19 protein-coding genes are annotated in these 16,818 nt (G+C 69.5%); 15 read left to right on the top strand and 4 right to left on the bottom strand.

What is annotated here, in order from left to right; genetic code table 11:
- Positions 1-13: 13 nt before the first annotated feature.
- The 11 genes from ACLJPX_RS28950 to ACLJPX_RS28900 all read left to right on the top strand — a co-directional run bounded on the left by ACLJPX_RS28950 (position 14) and on the right by ACLJPX_RS28900 (position 10,872).
- The gene (locus ACLJPX_RS28950; RefSeq protein WP_101610222.1) at positions 14-790 is read left to right on the top strand and encodes a hypothetical protein; all 777 of its coding nucleotides are present in this window, start codon (positions 14-16) and stop codon (positions 788-790) included.
- A gap of 176 nt (positions 791-966) precedes the next feature.
- Complete coding sequence (locus ACLJPX_RS28945) at positions 967-1,989, top strand: hypothetical protein (protein ID WP_410603435.1); 1,023 nt, start codon at positions 967-969, stop codon at positions 1,987-1,989.
- Positions 1,990-2,143: 154 nt separating this feature from the next.
- Positions 2,144-3,841 carry a sodium:solute symporter family protein gene (locus tag ACLJPX_RS28940; RefSeq protein ID WP_101610220.1) on the top strand — a complete coding sequence of 566 codons (1,698 nt, stop codon included), beginning with the start codon at positions 2,144-2,146 and terminating at the stop codon, positions 3,839-3,841.
- Positions 3,842-3,851: 10 nt separating this feature from the next.
- On the top strand, positions 3,852-4,118 hold the full coding sequence (locus ACLJPX_RS28935) for a hypothetical protein (protein ID WP_410603434.1): 267 nt from the start codon (positions 3,852-3,854) through the stop codon (positions 4,116-4,118).
- A gap of 47 nt (positions 4,119-4,165) precedes the next feature.
- Complete coding sequence (locus ACLJPX_RS28930; RefSeq protein WP_410603432.1) at positions 4,166-5,167, top strand: DUF3558 domain-containing protein; 1,002 nt, start codon at positions 4,166-4,168, stop codon at positions 5,165-5,167.
- Positions 5,168-5,235: 68 nt separating this feature from the next.
- On the top strand, positions 5,236-6,237 hold the full coding sequence (gene dhaK, locus ACLJPX_RS28925; RefSeq protein ID WP_410603430.1) for a dihydroxyacetone kinase subunit DhaK: 1,002 nt from the start codon (positions 5,236-5,238) through the stop codon (positions 6,235-6,237).
- The gene (gene dhaL, locus ACLJPX_RS28920; protein WP_410603428.1) at positions 6,237-6,869 is read left to right on the top strand and encodes a dihydroxyacetone kinase subunit DhaL; all 633 of its coding nucleotides are present in this window, start codon (positions 6,237-6,239) and stop codon (positions 6,867-6,869) included. Before dhaK ends, dhaL begins: the two co-directional genes overlap by 1 nt.
- Entirely contained in the window at positions 6,866-7,540 is a 675-nt protein-coding gene (dhaM, locus tag ACLJPX_RS28915; protein ID WP_410603426.1) for a dihydroxyacetone kinase phosphoryl donor subunit DhaM, read from the top strand. Before dhaL ends, dhaM begins: the two co-directional genes overlap by 4 nt.
- A gap of 97 nt (positions 7,541-7,637) precedes the next feature.
- The gene (locus tag ACLJPX_RS28910) at positions 7,638-9,413 is read left to right on the top strand and encodes a 3-hydroxyacyl-CoA dehydrogenase family protein (RefSeq protein ID WP_410603424.1); all 1,776 of its coding nucleotides are present in this window, start codon (positions 7,638-7,640) and stop codon (positions 9,411-9,413) included.
- 249 nt (positions 9,414-9,662) lie between these two features.
- A complete protein-coding gene (locus tag ACLJPX_RS28905; RefSeq protein ID WP_410603422.1) occupies positions 9,663-10,028 on the top strand; it encodes a hypothetical protein in 366 nt (121 codons plus the stop codon).
- 10 nt (positions 10,029-10,038) lie between these two features.
- Complete coding sequence (locus ACLJPX_RS28900; RefSeq protein ID WP_410603420.1) at positions 10,039-10,872, top strand: hypothetical protein; 834 nt, start codon at positions 10,039-10,041, stop codon at positions 10,870-10,872.
- Here the strand turns inward: ACLJPX_RS28900 and ACLJPX_RS28895 are convergent.
- On the bottom strand, positions 10,869-11,354 hold the full coding sequence (locus ACLJPX_RS28895; RefSeq protein WP_410603418.1) for an Lrp/AsnC family transcriptional regulator: 486 nt from the start codon (positions 11,352-11,354) through the stop codon (positions 10,869-10,871). The two genes, ACLJPX_RS28900 and ACLJPX_RS28895, sit on opposite strands and share 4 nt — an antisense overlap.
- A gap of 58 nt (positions 11,355-11,412) precedes the next feature.
- On the opposite strand from ACLJPX_RS28895, the gene ACLJPX_RS28890 reads away from it, so the two are divergent.
- Both ACLJPX_RS28890 and ACLJPX_RS28885 read left to right on the top strand, forming a co-directional pair.
- The gene (locus tag ACLJPX_RS28890) at positions 11,413-12,531 is read left to right on the top strand and encodes a trans-sulfuration enzyme family protein (RefSeq protein ID WP_410603416.1); all 1,119 of its coding nucleotides are present in this window, start codon (positions 11,413-11,415) and stop codon (positions 12,529-12,531) included.
- Between the two features lie 61 nt (positions 12,532-12,592).
- A complete protein-coding gene (locus ACLJPX_RS28885) occupies positions 12,593-12,976 on the top strand; it encodes a DUF6401 family natural product biosynthesis protein (protein WP_410603414.1) in 384 nt (127 codons plus the stop codon).
- A gap of 34 nt (positions 12,977-13,010) precedes the next feature.
- Here the strand turns inward: ACLJPX_RS28885 and ACLJPX_RS28880 are convergent, their stop codons facing one another.
- Positions 13,011-13,946: a mechanosensitive ion channel family protein gene (locus ACLJPX_RS28880; protein ID WP_410603412.1), complete on the bottom strand. Its 936-nt coding sequence runs from the start codon at positions 13,944-13,946 to the stop codon at positions 13,011-13,013.
- Between the two features lie 96 nt (positions 13,947-14,042).
- On the bottom strand, positions 14,043-14,258 hold the full coding sequence (locus ACLJPX_RS28875; protein WP_410603410.1) for an FmdB family zinc ribbon protein: 216 nt from the start codon (positions 14,256-14,258) through the stop codon (positions 14,043-14,045).
- Between the two features lie 50 nt (positions 14,259-14,308).
- On the opposite strand from ACLJPX_RS28875, the gene ACLJPX_RS28870 reads away from it, so the two are divergent.
- The gene (locus ACLJPX_RS28870; RefSeq protein ID WP_410603408.1) at positions 14,309-15,433 is read left to right on the top strand and encodes an alkaline phosphatase family protein; all 1,125 of its coding nucleotides are present in this window, start codon (positions 14,309-14,311) and stop codon (positions 15,431-15,433) included.
- Between the two features lie 8 nt (positions 15,434-15,441).
- On the opposite strand, the gene ACLJPX_RS28865 is transcribed toward ACLJPX_RS28870, so the two are convergent.
- A complete protein-coding gene (locus tag ACLJPX_RS28865; protein ID WP_410603504.1) occupies positions 15,442-16,005 on the bottom strand; it encodes a class I SAM-dependent methyltransferase in 564 nt (187 codons plus the stop codon).
- Positions 16,006-16,056: 51 nt separating this feature from the next.
- Here ACLJPX_RS28865 and ACLJPX_RS28860 point away from each other — a divergent pair, with 51 nt between their 5' ends.
- Positions 16,057-16,809, top strand: a complete 753-nt coding sequence (locus tag ACLJPX_RS28860; protein ID WP_410603406.1) for an AraC family transcriptional regulator — start codon at positions 16,057-16,059, stop codon at positions 16,807-16,809.
- Positions 16,810-16,818 lie beyond the last annotated feature (9 nt).

Genomic DNA, 16,818 nt, shown 5'->3' with positions numbered 1-16,818 from the left:
ATAGGAGGATCCCATGCGTTATCGCCCGATCGGCAGTGATCCGGCGGACGGCCGCCTCGGCCGGTTCGTCCCGGACGACTGGCGCCACGTCGAGCGCTATCCGCTGACCGCGCTGGCCACCCAGGACCGGCCCACCCGGTCACCGGTCGTCATCGGCGTCAACTGGTACGCGGAATTCGACGTCCCGGAGAAGGACCCGAAATCCGGCGAGTTCTTCGTCGCGAAGGGCGGCGCGAAGTCGCTCACCCGGATCCGCGGCGGTCACTGTGTCTGCCTCGAACCCGGCGAATCGACGGACGGCGACACCCAGTACGCCTTCTACGACCAGGGCAAGGAAGGCGCCTGTGTCGGGTTCGGCTGGTCGCGCTGCATGACGCTGTTCAACGGCGACCTCTACGCCGCGCGGTGGCTGTGGGACCAGTCGAAGCTGCGCGACGAATGGGACGAGACCAACCCCGGCGACAACAACGGCACGTCCGTCCGCGCGGCGGCCGAGGTGCTGCTGGAACTGGGCCACGTCTCGTGGTCGGAGAGCTACGCCAGCGACGACCACGTCAAGCGGGCCGCCTACACGCCCGACGTCAAGAACGGCATCCAGGCCTATCGCTGGGCGAAGACCGTCGACGAGGTGCACGAGGTCCTCGGCAACCCGCGTGCCGACGAACTCGGCGCCGTGCCGTTCCTCAACTCGTGGGGACCGAACTACCCGCACCGCACGTACCTGCCTGACGACGTCCTCGCCAGGTTGATCAAGGAGGACGGCGAAGTAGGCCTGCCCACGGACCGGTAAACCCCCACCGGTCGCGAGAAGGGCCGTTCCGGCGGAGACGCCGGGGCGGCCCTTTTCCGGTTCCCGGCCCGTGTCCTCATCGGACTCGACGGGAAGTTGCTCCCTTTGGCGGACAACCGGATGCCGCGCTCCGGCGTGATGATCCACGTAGGTCGGGGGACCACGAGGGAGAGACCATGAAACTCAAGTCCTGGGTACGGTTCGCGGTGCCGGTCGTCGCCGCGCTTTCGGTCGCGGTACTGGCGCAGCCCGCGCAGGCGGCGAACCGCATGGCGTGGCGCCCGACGGTCCTGCCGTTGCCGCCCGGCGGCAGCAGCGGGTTCCTGACCGGCTCCGACGGCAAGGGGGAGTACACGGGCACGTTCACGATCAACGGCAGGCAGTCGGTGGTCAGCTGGCGGAACGGGCAGCCGGTGCTGCGCGGCGTGCCGAGCGGCTACGAGGCGGCGCTGGCCGAGGACGAGAACCCGGCGGGCGTCATCGTCGGCACGGCGCACGACTACGACTCGATGATCAGCCGGGCGTACACGCTGGACGCGAACGGGTTCCACGTCAAGGACGTCCCGGCGGGCTACGACTACGTGTACGGCGTCGCGATCAACACACGCGGCGACGCGCTCGGCCGGGCCATGAAGTTCAACGGTGGCACCGGGAGCGGCGCCGCGGTCCTGTGGCGGGCGGAGGGCGGCGCGCCGGTGATCGTCCCGAGCACGCCGGACACGGACTACGCGCGCGACCTCGACGAGGACGGCACGATCCTGTTCGAGTCGGGAGGCAGTTCGACACTGTGGAAGGACGGGGCCGTCCGGCGCCTGTCGACGGGCTCATCCTCCCAGGGCTGGGGTTACGCGATCCGCAACGGGGTCGTGGTCGGGACACGGATCTACGGCGGTGTCGAGCAGGCGGTGCGCTGGGCGTCCCCTGGCGCGGAGCCGGTCGGGCTGGCGGGCGGCGCGAGGGCGTTGAGCGTCAACCAGGTCGGCCTGACGGCCGGACTGGTGCCGAACCCATCGGGACCGGTGATAGTTGGCAACGCGATCGTGTGGCGCGCCACGACCCCGGGCGAGGTCCGCGCGCCGAGTGGCTACTCGACGTTCGAAGCCTCGGTCGCGGCCGACGACGGCTCGCTCGCCGGGTTCGCGACGAACGACTGGAGGGATTACGGCGGCGTGCCGGTGGTTTGGCGCCTGGCGCCGTGATCCCCGCTCCGGATCTGCCTTGAACACCAGGCCGGGAGCGGTGCGCTCCCGGCCTGGCCACCCACACTGCCGTACCTGAATCCATGCAGTATGGTCCGCGATTGACGCGCTACCGGCGCTTCTCGTGGACATTTTCACTCTGGAGGTGGGTCGGTTGCACGTGCTGGCCGATGCGAACCTGCGGCTCGACGCGAGTCCTATCGACTACGTCCTGCTCGCCTTCTACTTCGCGCTGGTGCTCGGCATCGGGTACATGGCGCGAAGGTCGGTCTCGAGCAGCCTGGACTTCTTCCTCTCCGGCCGTTCACTGCCCGCGTGGGTCACCGGCCTCGCCTTCATCTCGGCGAACCTCGGCGCCGTCGAGATCATGGGCATGTCGGCCAACGGTGTGCTCTACGGCCTGCCGACCTTCCACTACTTCTGGATCGGCGCGATCCCGGCGATGCTGTTCCTCGGCATCGTGATGATGCCGTTCTATTACGGCTCGAAGGTCCGCAGTGTCCCGGAGTTCATGCTCCGCCGGTTCGGCAAACCCGCCCACCTCGTCAACGGCATCAGCTTCGCGAGTGCGCAGATCCTCATCGCGGGCGCGAACCTGTTCCTGCTCGCCAGCGTCGTGAACCTCCTGCTCGGCTGGCCGTTGTGGGTGTCGATCATCGTCGCGGCCGCGGTCGTGCTCTCCTACACCGCGCTCGGCGGTCTCTCCGCCGCGATCTACAACGAGGTCCTGCAGTTCTTCGTGATCGTCGCGGCGCTGCTGCCGCTGACCATCGTCGGGCTGGTGAAGGTCGGCGGCTGGCAGGGACTGGTCGACAAGGTGACCGCCGGCCCCGGCGGCGAGGCGCAGTTGTCCTCCTGGCCGGGTGACAACCTCACCGGCTTCGGCAACAGCTTCCTCTCCATCCTCGGCCTCGTCTTCGGCCTCGGTTTCGTGCTGTCGTTCGGTTACTGGACCACGAACTTCGTCGAAGTCCAGCGCGCCATGGCCTCCAAGAGCATGTCGGCCGCGCGGCGGACGCCGATCATCGGCGCGTTCCCGAAGATGTTCATCCCGTTCATCGTGATCATCCCCGGCATGATCGCCGCGGTCACCGTGTCCGAGTACGTCCAGGACAAGCAGATCCTGCTCGACGGCGGCGAAGCGCCCAGCGGGGTCACCGCGAACAACGCGATCCTGCTGCTGATGCGCGACCTGCTGCCCAACGGCATGCTCGGCGTCGCGATCGCCGGTCTCCTCGCGTCCTTCATGGCCGGTATGGCGGCGAACCTGAGTTCGTTCAACACCGTCTTCACCTACGACATCTGGCAGTCGTACGTGAAGAAGAACGAGTCCGACGGCTACTACCTCCGTCTCGGCCGCCTGGTCACCGCGGCGGGCACGGTGCTGGCGATCGGCACCGCGTTCATCGCGTCGAACTCCGGGAACATCCTGACCTATCTGCAGGACCTGTTCTCCTTCTTCAACGCGCCGCTGTTCGCCACCTTCATCCTCGGCATGTTCTGGAAGCGGATGACGCCGACGGCGGGCTGGGTCGGCCTTGTCGCCGGTACCGCGTCAGCGATCACCGTGTGGCTGCTTTCGCAGGCCGGGGTCCTCGGGCTCACCGGGCAGGGCGTCAGCTTCGTGGCCGCCGGTACGGCGTTCGCCGTCGACATCGTGGTCAGCGTCGCGGTTTCGCTCGCCACCGCGCCGAAGCCGGAAGCCCAGCTGGTCGGCCTCGTCTACTCCCTCACCCCGAAGGAGTCGCTGAAGCACGACGAAACCGGCGACGACGCGGGCTGGTACCGCAAGCCGGGCCTGCTCGCGGGCATCGTGCTGATCCTGACCATCGTGCTCAACATCATCTTCTAGGAGGCCGGAGATGGCTGCGTCCCAAGCTCCCAAGAAGGCCGGCGTCTTCGACATCCGGCTGATCATCGCCCTGCTCATCGGCGGCTACGGGCTGGTGCTCACGATCATGGGCATCGGCTTCACCACCGAAGCGGAGCTGGCCAAGGCCGCCGGTGTCCGGATCAACCTGTGGGCGGGCATCGGCATGCTGGTGTTCGCGGCGTTGTTCGTGCTGTGGGCGAAGCTGCGGCCCATCGTGGTCCCGCCCACGTCCGAAACCGACGAGGGCGGCGAATAGCCGGGTTGTCCGGACAGCGCCGCGGCGGTCCGGCTACCGTGCACTTCGTGCTGCTCAACGCTCGACGTCGCCGGATCGCGTCCGCGCTGGCCCTGGTGGCCGCGCTCGGCGCGCTTTCCGCCTGCGGACAGAACCTCGGCAAGTCCAACTTCGCCCGTACCACCGTCGCCGCGGAGGCGGGCAGTGGCGGAGACGTGCCGAGCGGGAACATCAACGACCCGGCCGTCACCCCGGCGATCATGCGCACGATCGACCCGTGCCCGCTGGTGGGCAAAGAGGCGCTGAGCGACCTCGGCGCCCCGGAGGACCCGGTGCCGTCGACCAGCTCGTTCGGCGGCTGCCGGGCGAAGGTCGTCGACGCGGGCGGTAAGCAGTTCTCCGTCAGTGTCGACATCGGCGCGTCGACCTATCTGTCCGAAACCGGTGGCGCCGTGGTCACGGCGGTGGACGGCCTGCCGCAGGTCGAGCGGAAGAGCAAGGACGGCAAGAGCTGCGACGTCGGCGTCATGACGTTGCGCAAACCCGAGCGCGGAGTGAGCTTCTCGGTCACTTACGACGGCGGCGATCCCTGCGCGGCGGCCCGCTCGGTGGCGGCGAAGGGCGTGAAGAGCCTGCACTCGTCCCCGGCGAAGTACCCCTCCACCGCGGGCACGCTGACCGCGGTCGACCCGTGCACCGTCGCGGACACCGCGGTCCTCGGCGAGGTGGCGCCGCACGGTGCGACCTCCCCGACGACCTTCCACGCCTGTGACTGGACGCCGGGTTCCAACCCGCGGATCACCATCGGCTTCCGTCCCGGCCGTCCGCCGCAGGAACGCGACGGGACCAAGAAGGTCGAGGTCGATGGCATCACCGTCTTCCAGAAGGCGGGCACCGGCAGCAGCGCCGAGTGCAAGATGGAGTGGCAGCACAAGCCGTGGACGGGCGAGTACGTCGAGCTCGTCGCCGTGTCGTACCAGAACTACGACGAGAAGAAGGACGAAACCGCGTCCTGCGAGAAGACGGCCAAGATCGCCAAATCGGTGATCTCGAAGCTGCCGAAGCCCTGACGCTGGCGGCATCCGGCCGGGCGAGGTAGGAAGGGGACATCCCACCCGCCGACGTGTCGGAGACCGCCATGAAGAAGATCATCAACGACCCGAAGACGGTGGTCGCGGAATCCCTGCGCGGGCTCGCCCTGGCGCACGCGGACGTCCTGCGCGTCGAAGACGACCCGGCGATCGTGGTGCGCGTGGACGCGCCACTGGCGGGCAAGGTCGCGGTGATCTCCGGCGGCGGTTCCGGGCACGAACCACTGCACGGCGGCTTCGTCGGACAGGGCATGCTGGCGGCCGCCGTCCCGGGCGCGGTGTTCACCTCGCCGACGCCGGACGCCGTCGAGGCCGCGGTCAAGGCCACCACGGGTGACGCGGGCGCCCTGCTGATCGTGAAGAACTACACCGGCGACGTGCTCAACTTCGAGACCGCCGCGGAACTCGCCGCCGCCGAAGGGCTGGACGTGCGCAGCGTGGTCATCGACGACGACGTCGCGGTCAAGGACTCCACGTACACCGCCGGCCGTCGCGGTGTCGGCGGCACGGTCCTGCTGGAGAAGCTCACCGGCGCCGCCGCCGAACGCGGTGACTCGCTCGACGCGGTGGAAGCCTTGGCGTGCAAGGTGATCGGCCAGGTCCGCTCGATCGGTGTCGCGCTCACCGCGCCGACCGTGCCGCACGCGGGCGAGCCGAGTTTCGCACTCGCCGACGACGAGATCGAGTTCGGCATCGGGATCCACGGCGAGCCCGGCATCGAAAAGACACCGGCCGTGTCCGCCGACGAACTCGTCGCGCGCATGATCGAAGCGGTGGTCTCGGACCTGCCCTTCGCCGACGGCGACAAGGTCCTGCTGTTCACGAACTCGATGGGTGGCACCCCGCTGGTCGAGCTGTACCTCGCCCACGGGATCGCCGAGCGGCTGCTGGCCGAGCGTGGGATCGTGGTCGAGCGGCGCCTGGTGGGGCCGTACATCACCAGCCTCGAGATGCAGGGGATGAGCCTGACGTTGCTGAAACTGGACGACGAGCTGACCGAGTTGTGGGACGCGCCGGTGAACACCCCGGCCCTGAGGTGGGGAGTCTGATGGCCTGCACCGCCGAGACGCTCGCTGCCGCCTTGCGGGCGGCGGCAACGGTGATCGCCGAGCATCGCGCCGAGCTGATCGACCTCGACCGCGCGATCGGCGACGCCGACCACGGCGAGAACCTGGACAGGGGGTTCACCGCGATCGTGTCCGCTTTGGACGCGATGGCCCCCGAGACTCCCGAGACCCCCGCCGCGGTCGCGAAACTCGCCGCCACGACGCTGATCTCGAAGGTCGGCGGTGCGGCGGGACCGTTGTACGGCACGGCTTTCCTGCGCGCGTCGGTCAAACTGGGCGACACCACCGAAGTGGACGGCCCGCTGCTCGTGGAAGCCCTGCGCGCGGCACTCGAAGGAGTGCAGGCACGAGGCAAGGCCGTCGGGGGAGACGCGACCATGGTCGACGCGCTGATCCCGGCCGTCTCCGCCGCGGAGGAGGCTTCCGGCGAGGACATCGCCGCGATCCTGACCGCGGCCGCGGACGCCGCCGACAAGGGTGCCGAGTCCACTGTGGACCTCGTACCGCGCAAGGGCCGGGCGTCGTACCTCGGTGAACGCGCGAAGGGGCATCTCGATCCCGGAGCCCGCTCGACGGCGCTGCTGCTGCGCGCGTTCGCGGAGGCCGCCAAGTGAGCGTCGGAATCGTGCTCGTCTCCCACAGCGCCAAACTCGCCGAAGGGCTCGCGGAACTCGCCGCCCAGATGGCGCCGGACGTCACCATCGTGGCGGCGGGCGGCCTGGCGCAAGGCGGGATCGGAACGGACTACGACGAGGTCGTCGCCGCGACGCAGCGCGCCGATTCGGGGGCGGGCGTCGTCCTGCTGTACGACCTGGGCAGCGCGCAGATGACCGCGGACCTCGCCGTCGAATCGCTCGCCGACCCGTCGGCCGCGGTCGTGGTGGACGCGCCGCTCGTCGAGGGCGCGATCGCCGCCGCCGTCGCGGCGCAGGGCGGGGCGGATCGCCAGGCCGTCGCCGGAGCCGCGGCCTCGGCGGGAGCTCCACCGGACCTGACGTTCGACAGCGGTGCGCAAGACGGCGAGAGCAGTGTCGAACTCACGCTGCGCAACGACGTCGGCCTGCACGCGCGGCCCGCCGCGGTCCTGGTCCGGAGCATCGCCGGGCTGGACGCCGAGGTCACCGTCCGGCTCGGCGAGGAGACCGCGGACGCCAACAGCGTGCTCGCGTTGATGGCGCTCGGCGCACGCCAGGGCGACCGGATCGAGGTCCGCGCGAAGGGTGCGCAGGCCGAAGAAGCGCTCACCAAGGTCAAGGACCTCGTCGACCAGAACTTCGGGGAGTGACACTTACTCGATCCGGAGGGTGACAGCCGGTGCTTTCCGCGCCCCGGCATGGCACGATCGGAGAAAACTACCAGCGAGTAACCTCCGGAGGCCGGTTGTGGCGCGGGAAATCTCGAGTGTGGGAGTCATCGGTCTCGGCACCATGGGTGCCGGGATCGCCGAGGTGCTCGCGCGGAGCGGAGTGTCGGTCGTCGCGGTGGAGATCGACGACGACGGCGTGCACCGGGGCCGGGGTCATCTGGAGCATTCGACCGAACGGGCGGTGTCCGGCGGGAAACTCGACGCCGGCGGCCGGGACGCCCTGCTGGGCCGGATCCGGTACACCACGTCGCTGACCGAACTGTCCGATGTGGACCTGGTGATCGAGGCGATCCCGGAGAACCTCGAAGCGAAATCCGACGTGTTCGCGGAACTGGACAAGATCACCGGCCCGGACACGATCTTCGTGTCCAACACCTCCTCGCTGTCGATCACCGAGATCGGGGTGCAGACCGCGCGGCCGGGCAAGGTCGTCGGGATGCACTTCTTCAATCCGGCGCCGATCCTCAAGCTGGTCGAGATCGTCCGCACGGTGGTCACCGAGCCGGAGGTGATCACCGACGTCGTCGCGTTCGCCGAACGTCTCGGCAAGACGCCGGTGGTGATCGGCGACCGCGCCGGGTTCATCGCGAACGCGTTGTTGTTCGGGTATCTCAACCACGCCGTGCGCATGTACGAGCAGCGCTACGCCACGCGCGAGGATCTCGACGCCGCGATGCGGTTCGGCTGCGGATATCCCATGGGGCCCTTGGCTTTGCTCGACCTCATCGGGCTGGACACCGCGTACGAGATCCTCGACACGATGTACCACCAGTCGCGCAACCGGCTCCACGCGCCGGCGCCGCTGCTGAAGCAGATGATCACCGCGGGCCTGCTCGGCCGGAAGACGGGACAAGGCTTTTACGCCTACGACGAGCCCGATTCGCCGACGGTGACCGACTCGGTCAAGGCGTCCACAGTGGACACCGTGGCGCCGCGAGAGGTGCGCAAGGTCGGCGTCGTCGGGACCGGGACCATGGCGACCGGCATCGTCGAGGTGTTCGCGAAACGCGGCTACGAGGTCATCCTGCGCGCGCGGAGCGCGGAGAAGGCCGCCGCGTCGGTCGCGCGGGTGAAGAAGTCGCTGGACAAGTCCGTCGTCAAGGGCAGGCTGTCCGAAGAGGACGCCGCCGCCGCACTCGGCCGGATCTCACCCGCGGTGGAGTTCGACGAACTGGCCGACGTCGACCTCGTCATCGAGGCGGTGGCCGAGGACCTGGCCGTCAAACAGGCCGTTTTCGCCGCGCTCGACGACGTCGTGAAGCCGGGCGCGGTCCTGGCGACGACCACGTCCTCACTGCCGGTCATCGAATGCGCGGCCGCCACTTCGCGGCCGTCGGACGTCGTCGGGGTGCACTTCTTCAACCCGGCGCCGGTGATGAAACTCGTCGAGGTCGTCTCGACGATCGCCACCGCGCCCGACGTGATCGCGACCGTGGACGCCGTCTGCGCGGCGGTGGGCAAGCATCCGGTGCACTGCGGCGACCGGGCCGGGTTCATCGTCAACGCGCTGCTGTTCCCGTATCTCAACGACGCGGTGAAGATGCTCGAGGCGCACTACGCGGAGGCCGACGACATCGACACCGCGATGAAGGTGGGCTGCGGGCTGCCGATGGGCCCGTTCGAACTGCTCGACGTCGTCGGGCTGGACGTTTCGCTGGCGATCCAGCGGACCCTGTTCAACGAGTTCCGCGAGGAGGGCTTCGCGCCCGCGCCGCTGCTGGAGCACCTCGTGACCGCCGGACGGCTCGGCCGGAAGACGGGGAAGGGCTTCAAGGACTACTCGGCCAGGTAACACCACTTGCGTCCTTCAGGACGCGGGAACCCCGTCCCGCAAGCGGGCGTGGCCGGGTTTCAGCCTCGCGGGCAATGCCCCCAATGCGGCATTGGAGACGCTCAGCGTCTCCAATGCCGCATTGGGGGCATCGGCCACGGCGATTGTGCACTGACCGTGCCGCGCCAGGCGGCACCTCGTGAGTGGTACGGACGGTTCTAACCGTCCTTACCACTCACGAGCGGTGGCCGGGCTGGGTAGCCTGGCTCAATGCCGGTTTCCTCGGGGGTCAGGAACCGGATCAAGGAATTCCTCGATCCGGACGACGAGATCCAGTACGTGTTCCCAGCCGACATCTTCGGCAGCACCAATCCCAGCGTGTTCTTCGCGGTGACCCGCAAGACGATCACGGTGCTGTCGACCGGGCATTGGAGCAGGACGACGCCGAAACGCGTCATCTCGGTGACCCTGCGAAACCATCGGATCGGCCCCGTGGAGACGGGCGGCAACCCGTGGTTCAAGTTCAACGGCATCGTCTACGAGATCGACGACGAGTACATCGCGGCCGTCCACGCCGCCGACGCGGAGATCTCGCGGAATGCGGCAAAACCTGAAGATCCGCTGCCAGACCTCTAAGCTCCCGTGGGTGCGTCAGCTGACATACGGCGGGGTGCCGATCCCCGGCCTGAACGACCTGGTCCGGACGGCCATCCGGCTGCACCCCGCGCCGGGCGAGCCTCGCCCTGACGAAAGCCACTTCGGCGGCCCGCTGCTCTGGCCGTCGGACGAGCCGTGGCCCGAGTGCCCGGTGACCTGGCCTCCCGACCCGGACGCGTCCGACGACGCCTGGGCGGGCGGGCATCCGCTCGACGGGCCGGTCCCGGTGATGGTCAGCGCGGCGCAGTTCTTCCGCGACGACTTCCCCGAGCTGCCCTTCCCGGAGGGCACCGACGTTCTCCAGATCCTGTTCTGCCCGATGCAGCACAACAGCCCGCATCATCAAGGGCCCGCGGTCCGGCTGGTGTGGCGCGATTCCGGCGAGGTCGGGGACCTCACGGACCCGCCGCCCGCTCCCGAGGACGCCGAGGCCGCTTACCTGCCGGAACCCTGCGTTTTCGAACCGTGCTCGATCGACGAACTGCCCCGGCTCTGCGACTTCCCGGCGGAGACCCGCGCCGCGCTCGGCATCCCCGAAGACGCGAGCGACGATCCGGAGGGCTGGCCGGAGCTGGCGCACTACTCGAAAATCGGCGGCTGGACGGCCTGGTACGCGACCGGCCGTCACGAGCTGGGCTGCCGGGAATGCGGTGCGGAGCTGCGGCAGACGATCTCGCTGGCCACGGAGGAACACGAGGTCGGCTGCGGCTGCGAGGTCGCCGAGGACGAACCGGCGGGCTGGTCGTTCCATCGCAGGGGAGCGCTGAACATCTTCACCTGCCCCACCGACGTCGGCCATCCGTTCAAGGTCCGGATCGACTAGGACACGGCCTGGCCCGGCGGGAGCAAAGGTCCCCCGCTCCAGTGCTGGAAGACCAGGTTCGTGTGCACCCTGGCGACCTCGTCGCGGGCGGTCAGCTCGTCGAGCACCAGCCGTTGCAGCTCGGTCGCCGAAGCGGTGGCGACGTGCGCGAGGAAGTCGTCCGGTCCGGTCAGGTGGTAGACCGCGCGGACCTCGGGCAACGACAGCAGATGCTCGACGAACGCGTCCACCAGCGTCCGCCGGTGCGGCCGGACCTGGACGAACAGGAGCGCTTCGAGCGGGCGGCCGAGTTTGGCGGCGTCGACCTCCGCGCGCTGGCCGATGATCACCCCGAGCTCGCGCAGCCGGTTGACACGGTCGAGGCAGGTCGACGGCGCGATGCCGACCTCGGCGGCCAGATCCTTGTTCGAGATCCGGGCGTCGTTCTGCAGCAGCCGCAGAATCCGCAGGTCGGCCGTGCTCAGTTCGACAGAATCCGACATCCGCGAATGATATCCGAGGATATTGCGTTCGATCCGGAGAAAATCGCACCATCTCGGTATGACCGCAACGCTGCGCACCCGGGCCGTCCACGCCGGCCGTGACGATCTCACGGACCTCGGCGTCCACGCCGCACCGCTCGACCTGTCCACGACCTACCCGTCGCGGGACAGCGTCGAAGAGGCGGCCCGCATCGACGAGTTCGCCACCACGGGCTCGCTGTCCGGGCTCCCGGTCTACGGGCGGCTGAGCAATCCGACCGTCGAGCGGTTCGAGAAGGCGCTGGCCGAACTCGAAGGATTCGACGACGCCGTCGCGTTCGCCACCGGCATGGCCGCGGTGTCGGCCTCGCTGCTGGCCGCCGTCGCGCAGGGCAAGCGGCACATCGTCGCCGTCCGGCCGGTCTACGGCTGCACCGACCACATGCTCACGTCCGGTCTGCTCGGCACCGAGGTGACCTGGGCCGATCCGGAGGGTGTCGCCGCGGCGCTGCGCCCCGAAACCGGGCTTGTGCTGCTCGAAACGCCGGCGAACCCGACCCTGCGCGAGGTCGACATCGCCGAGATCGTGCGCGCGGCGGGCGAAGTCCCGGTGCTGGTCGACAACACCTTCGCGACTCCCGTGCTCCAGCGGCCCGGACGCCACGGGGCCCGCTTCGTCCTGCACAGCGCGACCAAGTTCCTCGGTGGCCACGGCGACGTCATGGGCGGCGTGGTCGCGTGCAACGCCGAGGACGCCGGGATGTTGCGGCAGATCCGGTTCGCCACCGGCGGCGTGCTGCACCCGCTGGCCGGGTACATGCTGCTTCGCGGCCTTTCGACCCTTCCGCTGCGCGTCAACGCCGCGTCCGCGACGGCCGCCGAGCTCGTCGAGCGGCTTCGCGGTCACGCGAACGTGAGCGCCGTGCACTATCCGGGCATCGGCGGTCCGCTGATCGCTTTCGAGGTCGACGGTGATCCGCACGCGCTCATCGGCGCGGTCCGGTTGATCACCCCGGCCGTCAGCCTCGGCAGCGTGGACTCGCTCATCCAGCATCCCGCGTCGATCAGCCACCGGATCGTCGCCGAGGACGACCGGCGCGGGGCGGGCGTCACCGACCGGCTCATCCGCATGTCGGTGGGGCTGGAGGACATCGAGGATCTCTGGCACGACCTGGATCAGGCACTCAAAGCGTGCTGAATCACTGCGATCGTGATCACCGGGATGTCGACAAATCGTCCGACCTGGCTAACCTGGTCGGGTGAAAGATCTGGTCTCGTCCTGGGTGGAATCTTCGGCTCGTAGCACGCTTTCGCGGCTTCACGAGCAGATCGGCGTCGCCGGGCTAGCCGCGGCGGCGGCTCTTCCCGGGCTGTCGGCGGTCTTCGATCAGCACTCCGCCGCGGTACGGGACATCCTCGCGGCGGGGGTCGAAGGTTCGGCGGCCGTCGCCGGGGTGGTGCTGCTCGCCGGCTATACGCGAGGGCTGCTGGACGAAGCCAAGGCCAAGGGCTGGACGTTCCGCGCCCCGGCCGATCTGACCGCCTGGAGTACCAGCGACTGGACGACCGCTCGCCTGGTCGGAGTGTGTTCACTGGCCGCCACGATCGACGGCAGCCGGGTACTGCCGACCGGGAACGGATAGGGCGGCCGGACGCCCTACCCGTTCCCGTTCTAGGTCAGCGGTACTCCGGCGGAGGGGGCATTGACCCGCCGGGGGGCCGCTGGCCGGGATCCTGGTGCTGCGGCACCTGACCCTGGTTCGGCGGGAACTGCTGCTGGGCCGAGTGCTGGCCACCGGCCACGTTCGGATCGTTCACCGCGTGATGCCCGGCGGGCACCGGCTGGTGCGCGGTCGTCCGTTCGGTCGGCACGTCACCGGAGCGGCTCGCGTCCTCCCGGCCCCGCTGGTAGGCCTCGGCCTGCGCCTTCGCGGCGGGGATCTCCGCCTCGGCCCGGCCGAGCCAGGTCTCCCAGCGCTGCTGCATCGGCTTGATCAGGCCACCGCCGACACCGACGACGGCGATCCCGCCGACCGTGGCGAGCACGGTGATCAGCACCGGCAGCGTGACCGCGGTGGCCACGCCGATCTGGTTCAGCGCGGCGATCGCGCCGAGGCCCCAGATGAACACCGAGGCGATGGTGGCGAGCACCTTGCCGTAGGAAACGCCGCCGAGGGCGTTGCCCACCAGGTCCTTGACCGCCTTGGCGATCGCGCCGGCGATCACCACGATGACGATCGCGACGATGGCGCGCGGCAGCCAGGCCACGATGTCGTTGAGCAGCGAGCTCACCGGGTTCGGGCCGAACACGCCGAACGCGATCTGCAGGGCGATCAGCAGGATCGCGTAGTAGATGATCTTGCTGATGATGTTCGACGCGTCGAACTGGCCTCGCGCGAGCATCTGCTTGAAGCCCCCGCGTTCGAGGAGCCGGTTGAACCCGACCTTCTCGAGCACCATGCTCACGGCCTTCGCGATCGCCTTGGCGATCAGCCAGCCGATGAACAGGATGACCAGGAACGCGAGCAGCTTAGGGACGAACGTGGCGACCGAACTCCAGGCGCTGGACACGCCTTGACCGAAATCGACGGCCGCCAGTGCTGATGTGGCCACTGGGCTTCTCCCTTCCCACGACTGGAGGATCCAGACTGGTGGGAGGGAGGTACCCGCCATTCGGGCGATCACACGTTAGGCCACCCGAACGAGTGGTCAGCCGCAGCAGCCGCCTCCGCAGCAACCGCCGCCCCCACCTGCGGGAACAGTGGCCGGGCCGGAGGCCGATCCGGTCAGCGCGACGGTCGTCAGCAGCTTGACGGTGTCCTGGTGGCCCTCCGGGCACGGCGCGGGCGCGCCGGACTCGCTCATCGGCCGGAGCAGTTCGAAGGTCTCGGTGCACTCGCGGCAGCGGTAGGCGTAAGTCGGCATGCGCTCATCTTCTCATCCCGGACGCCGCTCCGAGATGAGAAGCTGGCCGGGTGGAACTGCCTGTCGCGGCACACGTGCCGCATCTCGGCCAAGTCGTCCCGTCCGTGCTTTCCGCCCTCGGTGGCGCCGGGTTCGCCAACTCGCTGAGCCTGGCCGAGGCGTCCAGCGCGTGCGTCCTGCTCATCGACGGTCTCGGCTGGGAACTGCTGGCCGAGCACGCCGCCGACGCGCCCGTGCTCACGCAGCTGGCCAAGTCGCCGCTGCGGGTCGGTTTCCCGGCGACGACGGCGGCGGGGCTCGGCGCGATCGGCACGGGGCTGGCCTCGGGGGAGCACGGCCTGGTCGGCTACAGCTTCGAAGTCCCGGGGGCGGGCGTCATGAACGCGTTGCGCTGGTCGAGTCACGTGGACGGCGGCGATCTCCGCGGGGCGCTGCCGCCGCGCGAGGTGCAGCCCCTCCCGACGACGTTCGAGCGCGCCGCGGCCGCCGGGATCACCACCAGCGTCGTGTCCTCGGCGAAGTTCGCCGACACCGCGCTCACCCGGGCGACGCAGTCCGGCGCCCGCTACGTGGGCGTCCACGCGCTCGGCGACCTGGCCGCCTGCATCCTGCGGTGTCTCGAGACGCGGCCGGCGTTCTGCTGGGGCTATCACAGCGAACTCGACATGCTGGGCCACATCTACGGCCCCGGTTCGCCACCGTGGCGGATGCAGCTGCGGCAGGTCGACAGGCTGGTCGAGTCCCTTGTGGACGGTCTGCCGTCCGGCGCGCTCCTCGCGGTCGTGGCCGACCACGGCATGGTGACCGTCGAGGGCGCGCTCGACATCGACGAGACGCCCGCGCTGCTCGGCGGCGTCCGGGCCATCGGCGGCGAGGTCCGGGCACGGCACGTCTACACCGAACCGGGGGCGGAGGCCGACGTGCTGGCGGCCTGGCGCGAAGTGATCAGTGACCGGGCGTGGACCCTCTCCCGCGACGAGGCCATCGAAGCGGGCTGGTTCGGGCCGGTCGCCGACCGGGTCCGGCCGCGGATCGGTGACGTCGTCGTGGCGGCGAAGGGGCGATTCGGGCTCGTGCGGGAACTGGCCGAGGCCGTCGAGTCCTCTCTGGTCGGTCAGCACGGCTCGCTGACCCCGGCCGAACAACTCGTCCCCCTGGTCCTCGCGCGCGGCTAATCCCGCGTTCAGTCCGGCTTCCTCGCCGAGAAACTGATGGAGCGTTTCGGGACGTGGTCGACCTTGATACCGGTGAATCCGGCGTCCTGGAGCCGGGGCCAGACCGAGACCGGGTCGAGGGCGTTCATCGTGTCGCCGAGGTGGAAAAGCCGGAACGGCACACTCGCCAGGCTGTCCATCGCCCGCAGGACTCCGCCGGGGCGGAGCACCCGGAAAGCCTCGGCGAAGATCGCGTCCTGCAACTTCGTCGTCGGCACGTGGTGCAGCATCGTGAAGCAGACGACGGCGGAGAACTCGCCGTCCTCGAACGGCATCGCCGCGCCGTCGCCCTGGACGATCCGCACACGGCCGTCGAACTCGCTCTTGAGAAGGTCCGCCGACGCTTCGTCGATCTCGATGGAGGTGAGCCGGGGGACGAGCCCGACCAGCGCCCGGGTGGTCGCGCCGTAGCCGGGGCCGATCTCCAGTACGGAGTCACCGAGATCGAAACCGGCGACGTTGCCCGGCATCTCGTGGGCGACGGCCTTCGCCCACAGCGCGGAACTGCAGAGTTTGCGGTGCACCAGGTTCATCGGCATGAATCCGAAGCTAGCCGTGGCTGGTAGGCGATAGGCTGCCAAGTGATGTCGAAAATCGGACTCCTTCCCCCGATGACGACGGCGATGGTGCTCGGCGAGATGGATCTGCCCGCGGGCACCTGGTTGCCGTGGCACGAGCACGACGGTCACCAGCTCGCCTGGGCGGCGCGGGGGATCTTGAGCGTGAACGTCGGCGAGCAGCACTGGGTGCTCCCGCCGACGAGGGCGCTGTGGATCCCGGCCGGTGTCGTCCACCGGACCGGTGCCACCGCGCAGACCGTGTTGCGGGGTGTCTACGCGGCTCAGGACCGGTGCCCGGTCCGCTGGCCCGTGCCGACACTTGTCGCCGTCCGGCCGCTGCTGCGGGAACTGCTGGACCACCTGGGCTCGGCCGCGCTCGACGACGGCGCCCGCCGCCGCGCCGAAGCCGTCGTCTTCGACCTGCTCGAACCGGTGGACGTCGTGCCGATCACCGTGCCGATGCCGTCCGACGAGCGGGCGCTGACCGTCGCCCGGGCGGTGATCTCCGATCCGGCGGACCGGCGTGCTCTCGCGGACTTCGCGCGCGACGTGGGCGCGAGCGAACGCACGCTCGCGCGGCTGTTCCTCGCCGAGTGCCGGACGACGTTCGGCGCGTGGCGGGTGCAGGCCCGGCTGCGCGCGTCATTGCCGCTGCTGGCCGGGGACATGCCGCTGACGGCGGTCTCCCGCCGGATCGGCTACTCGTCGCCGAGCGCCTTCGTCGTCGCTTTCCGACGGGCTGTCGGTGTGACGCCGGGCGCCTACTTCGGCGACTGAGTCAGGCCT

The sequence above is a fragment of the Amycolatopsis sp. lyj-90 genome (assembly GCF_046549035.1).
Classification (GTDB): Bacteria; Actinomycetota; Actinomycetes; order Mycobacteriales; family Pseudonocardiaceae; genus Amycolatopsis.
This window is presented reverse-complemented; position numbering and strand designations above follow the sequence as displayed.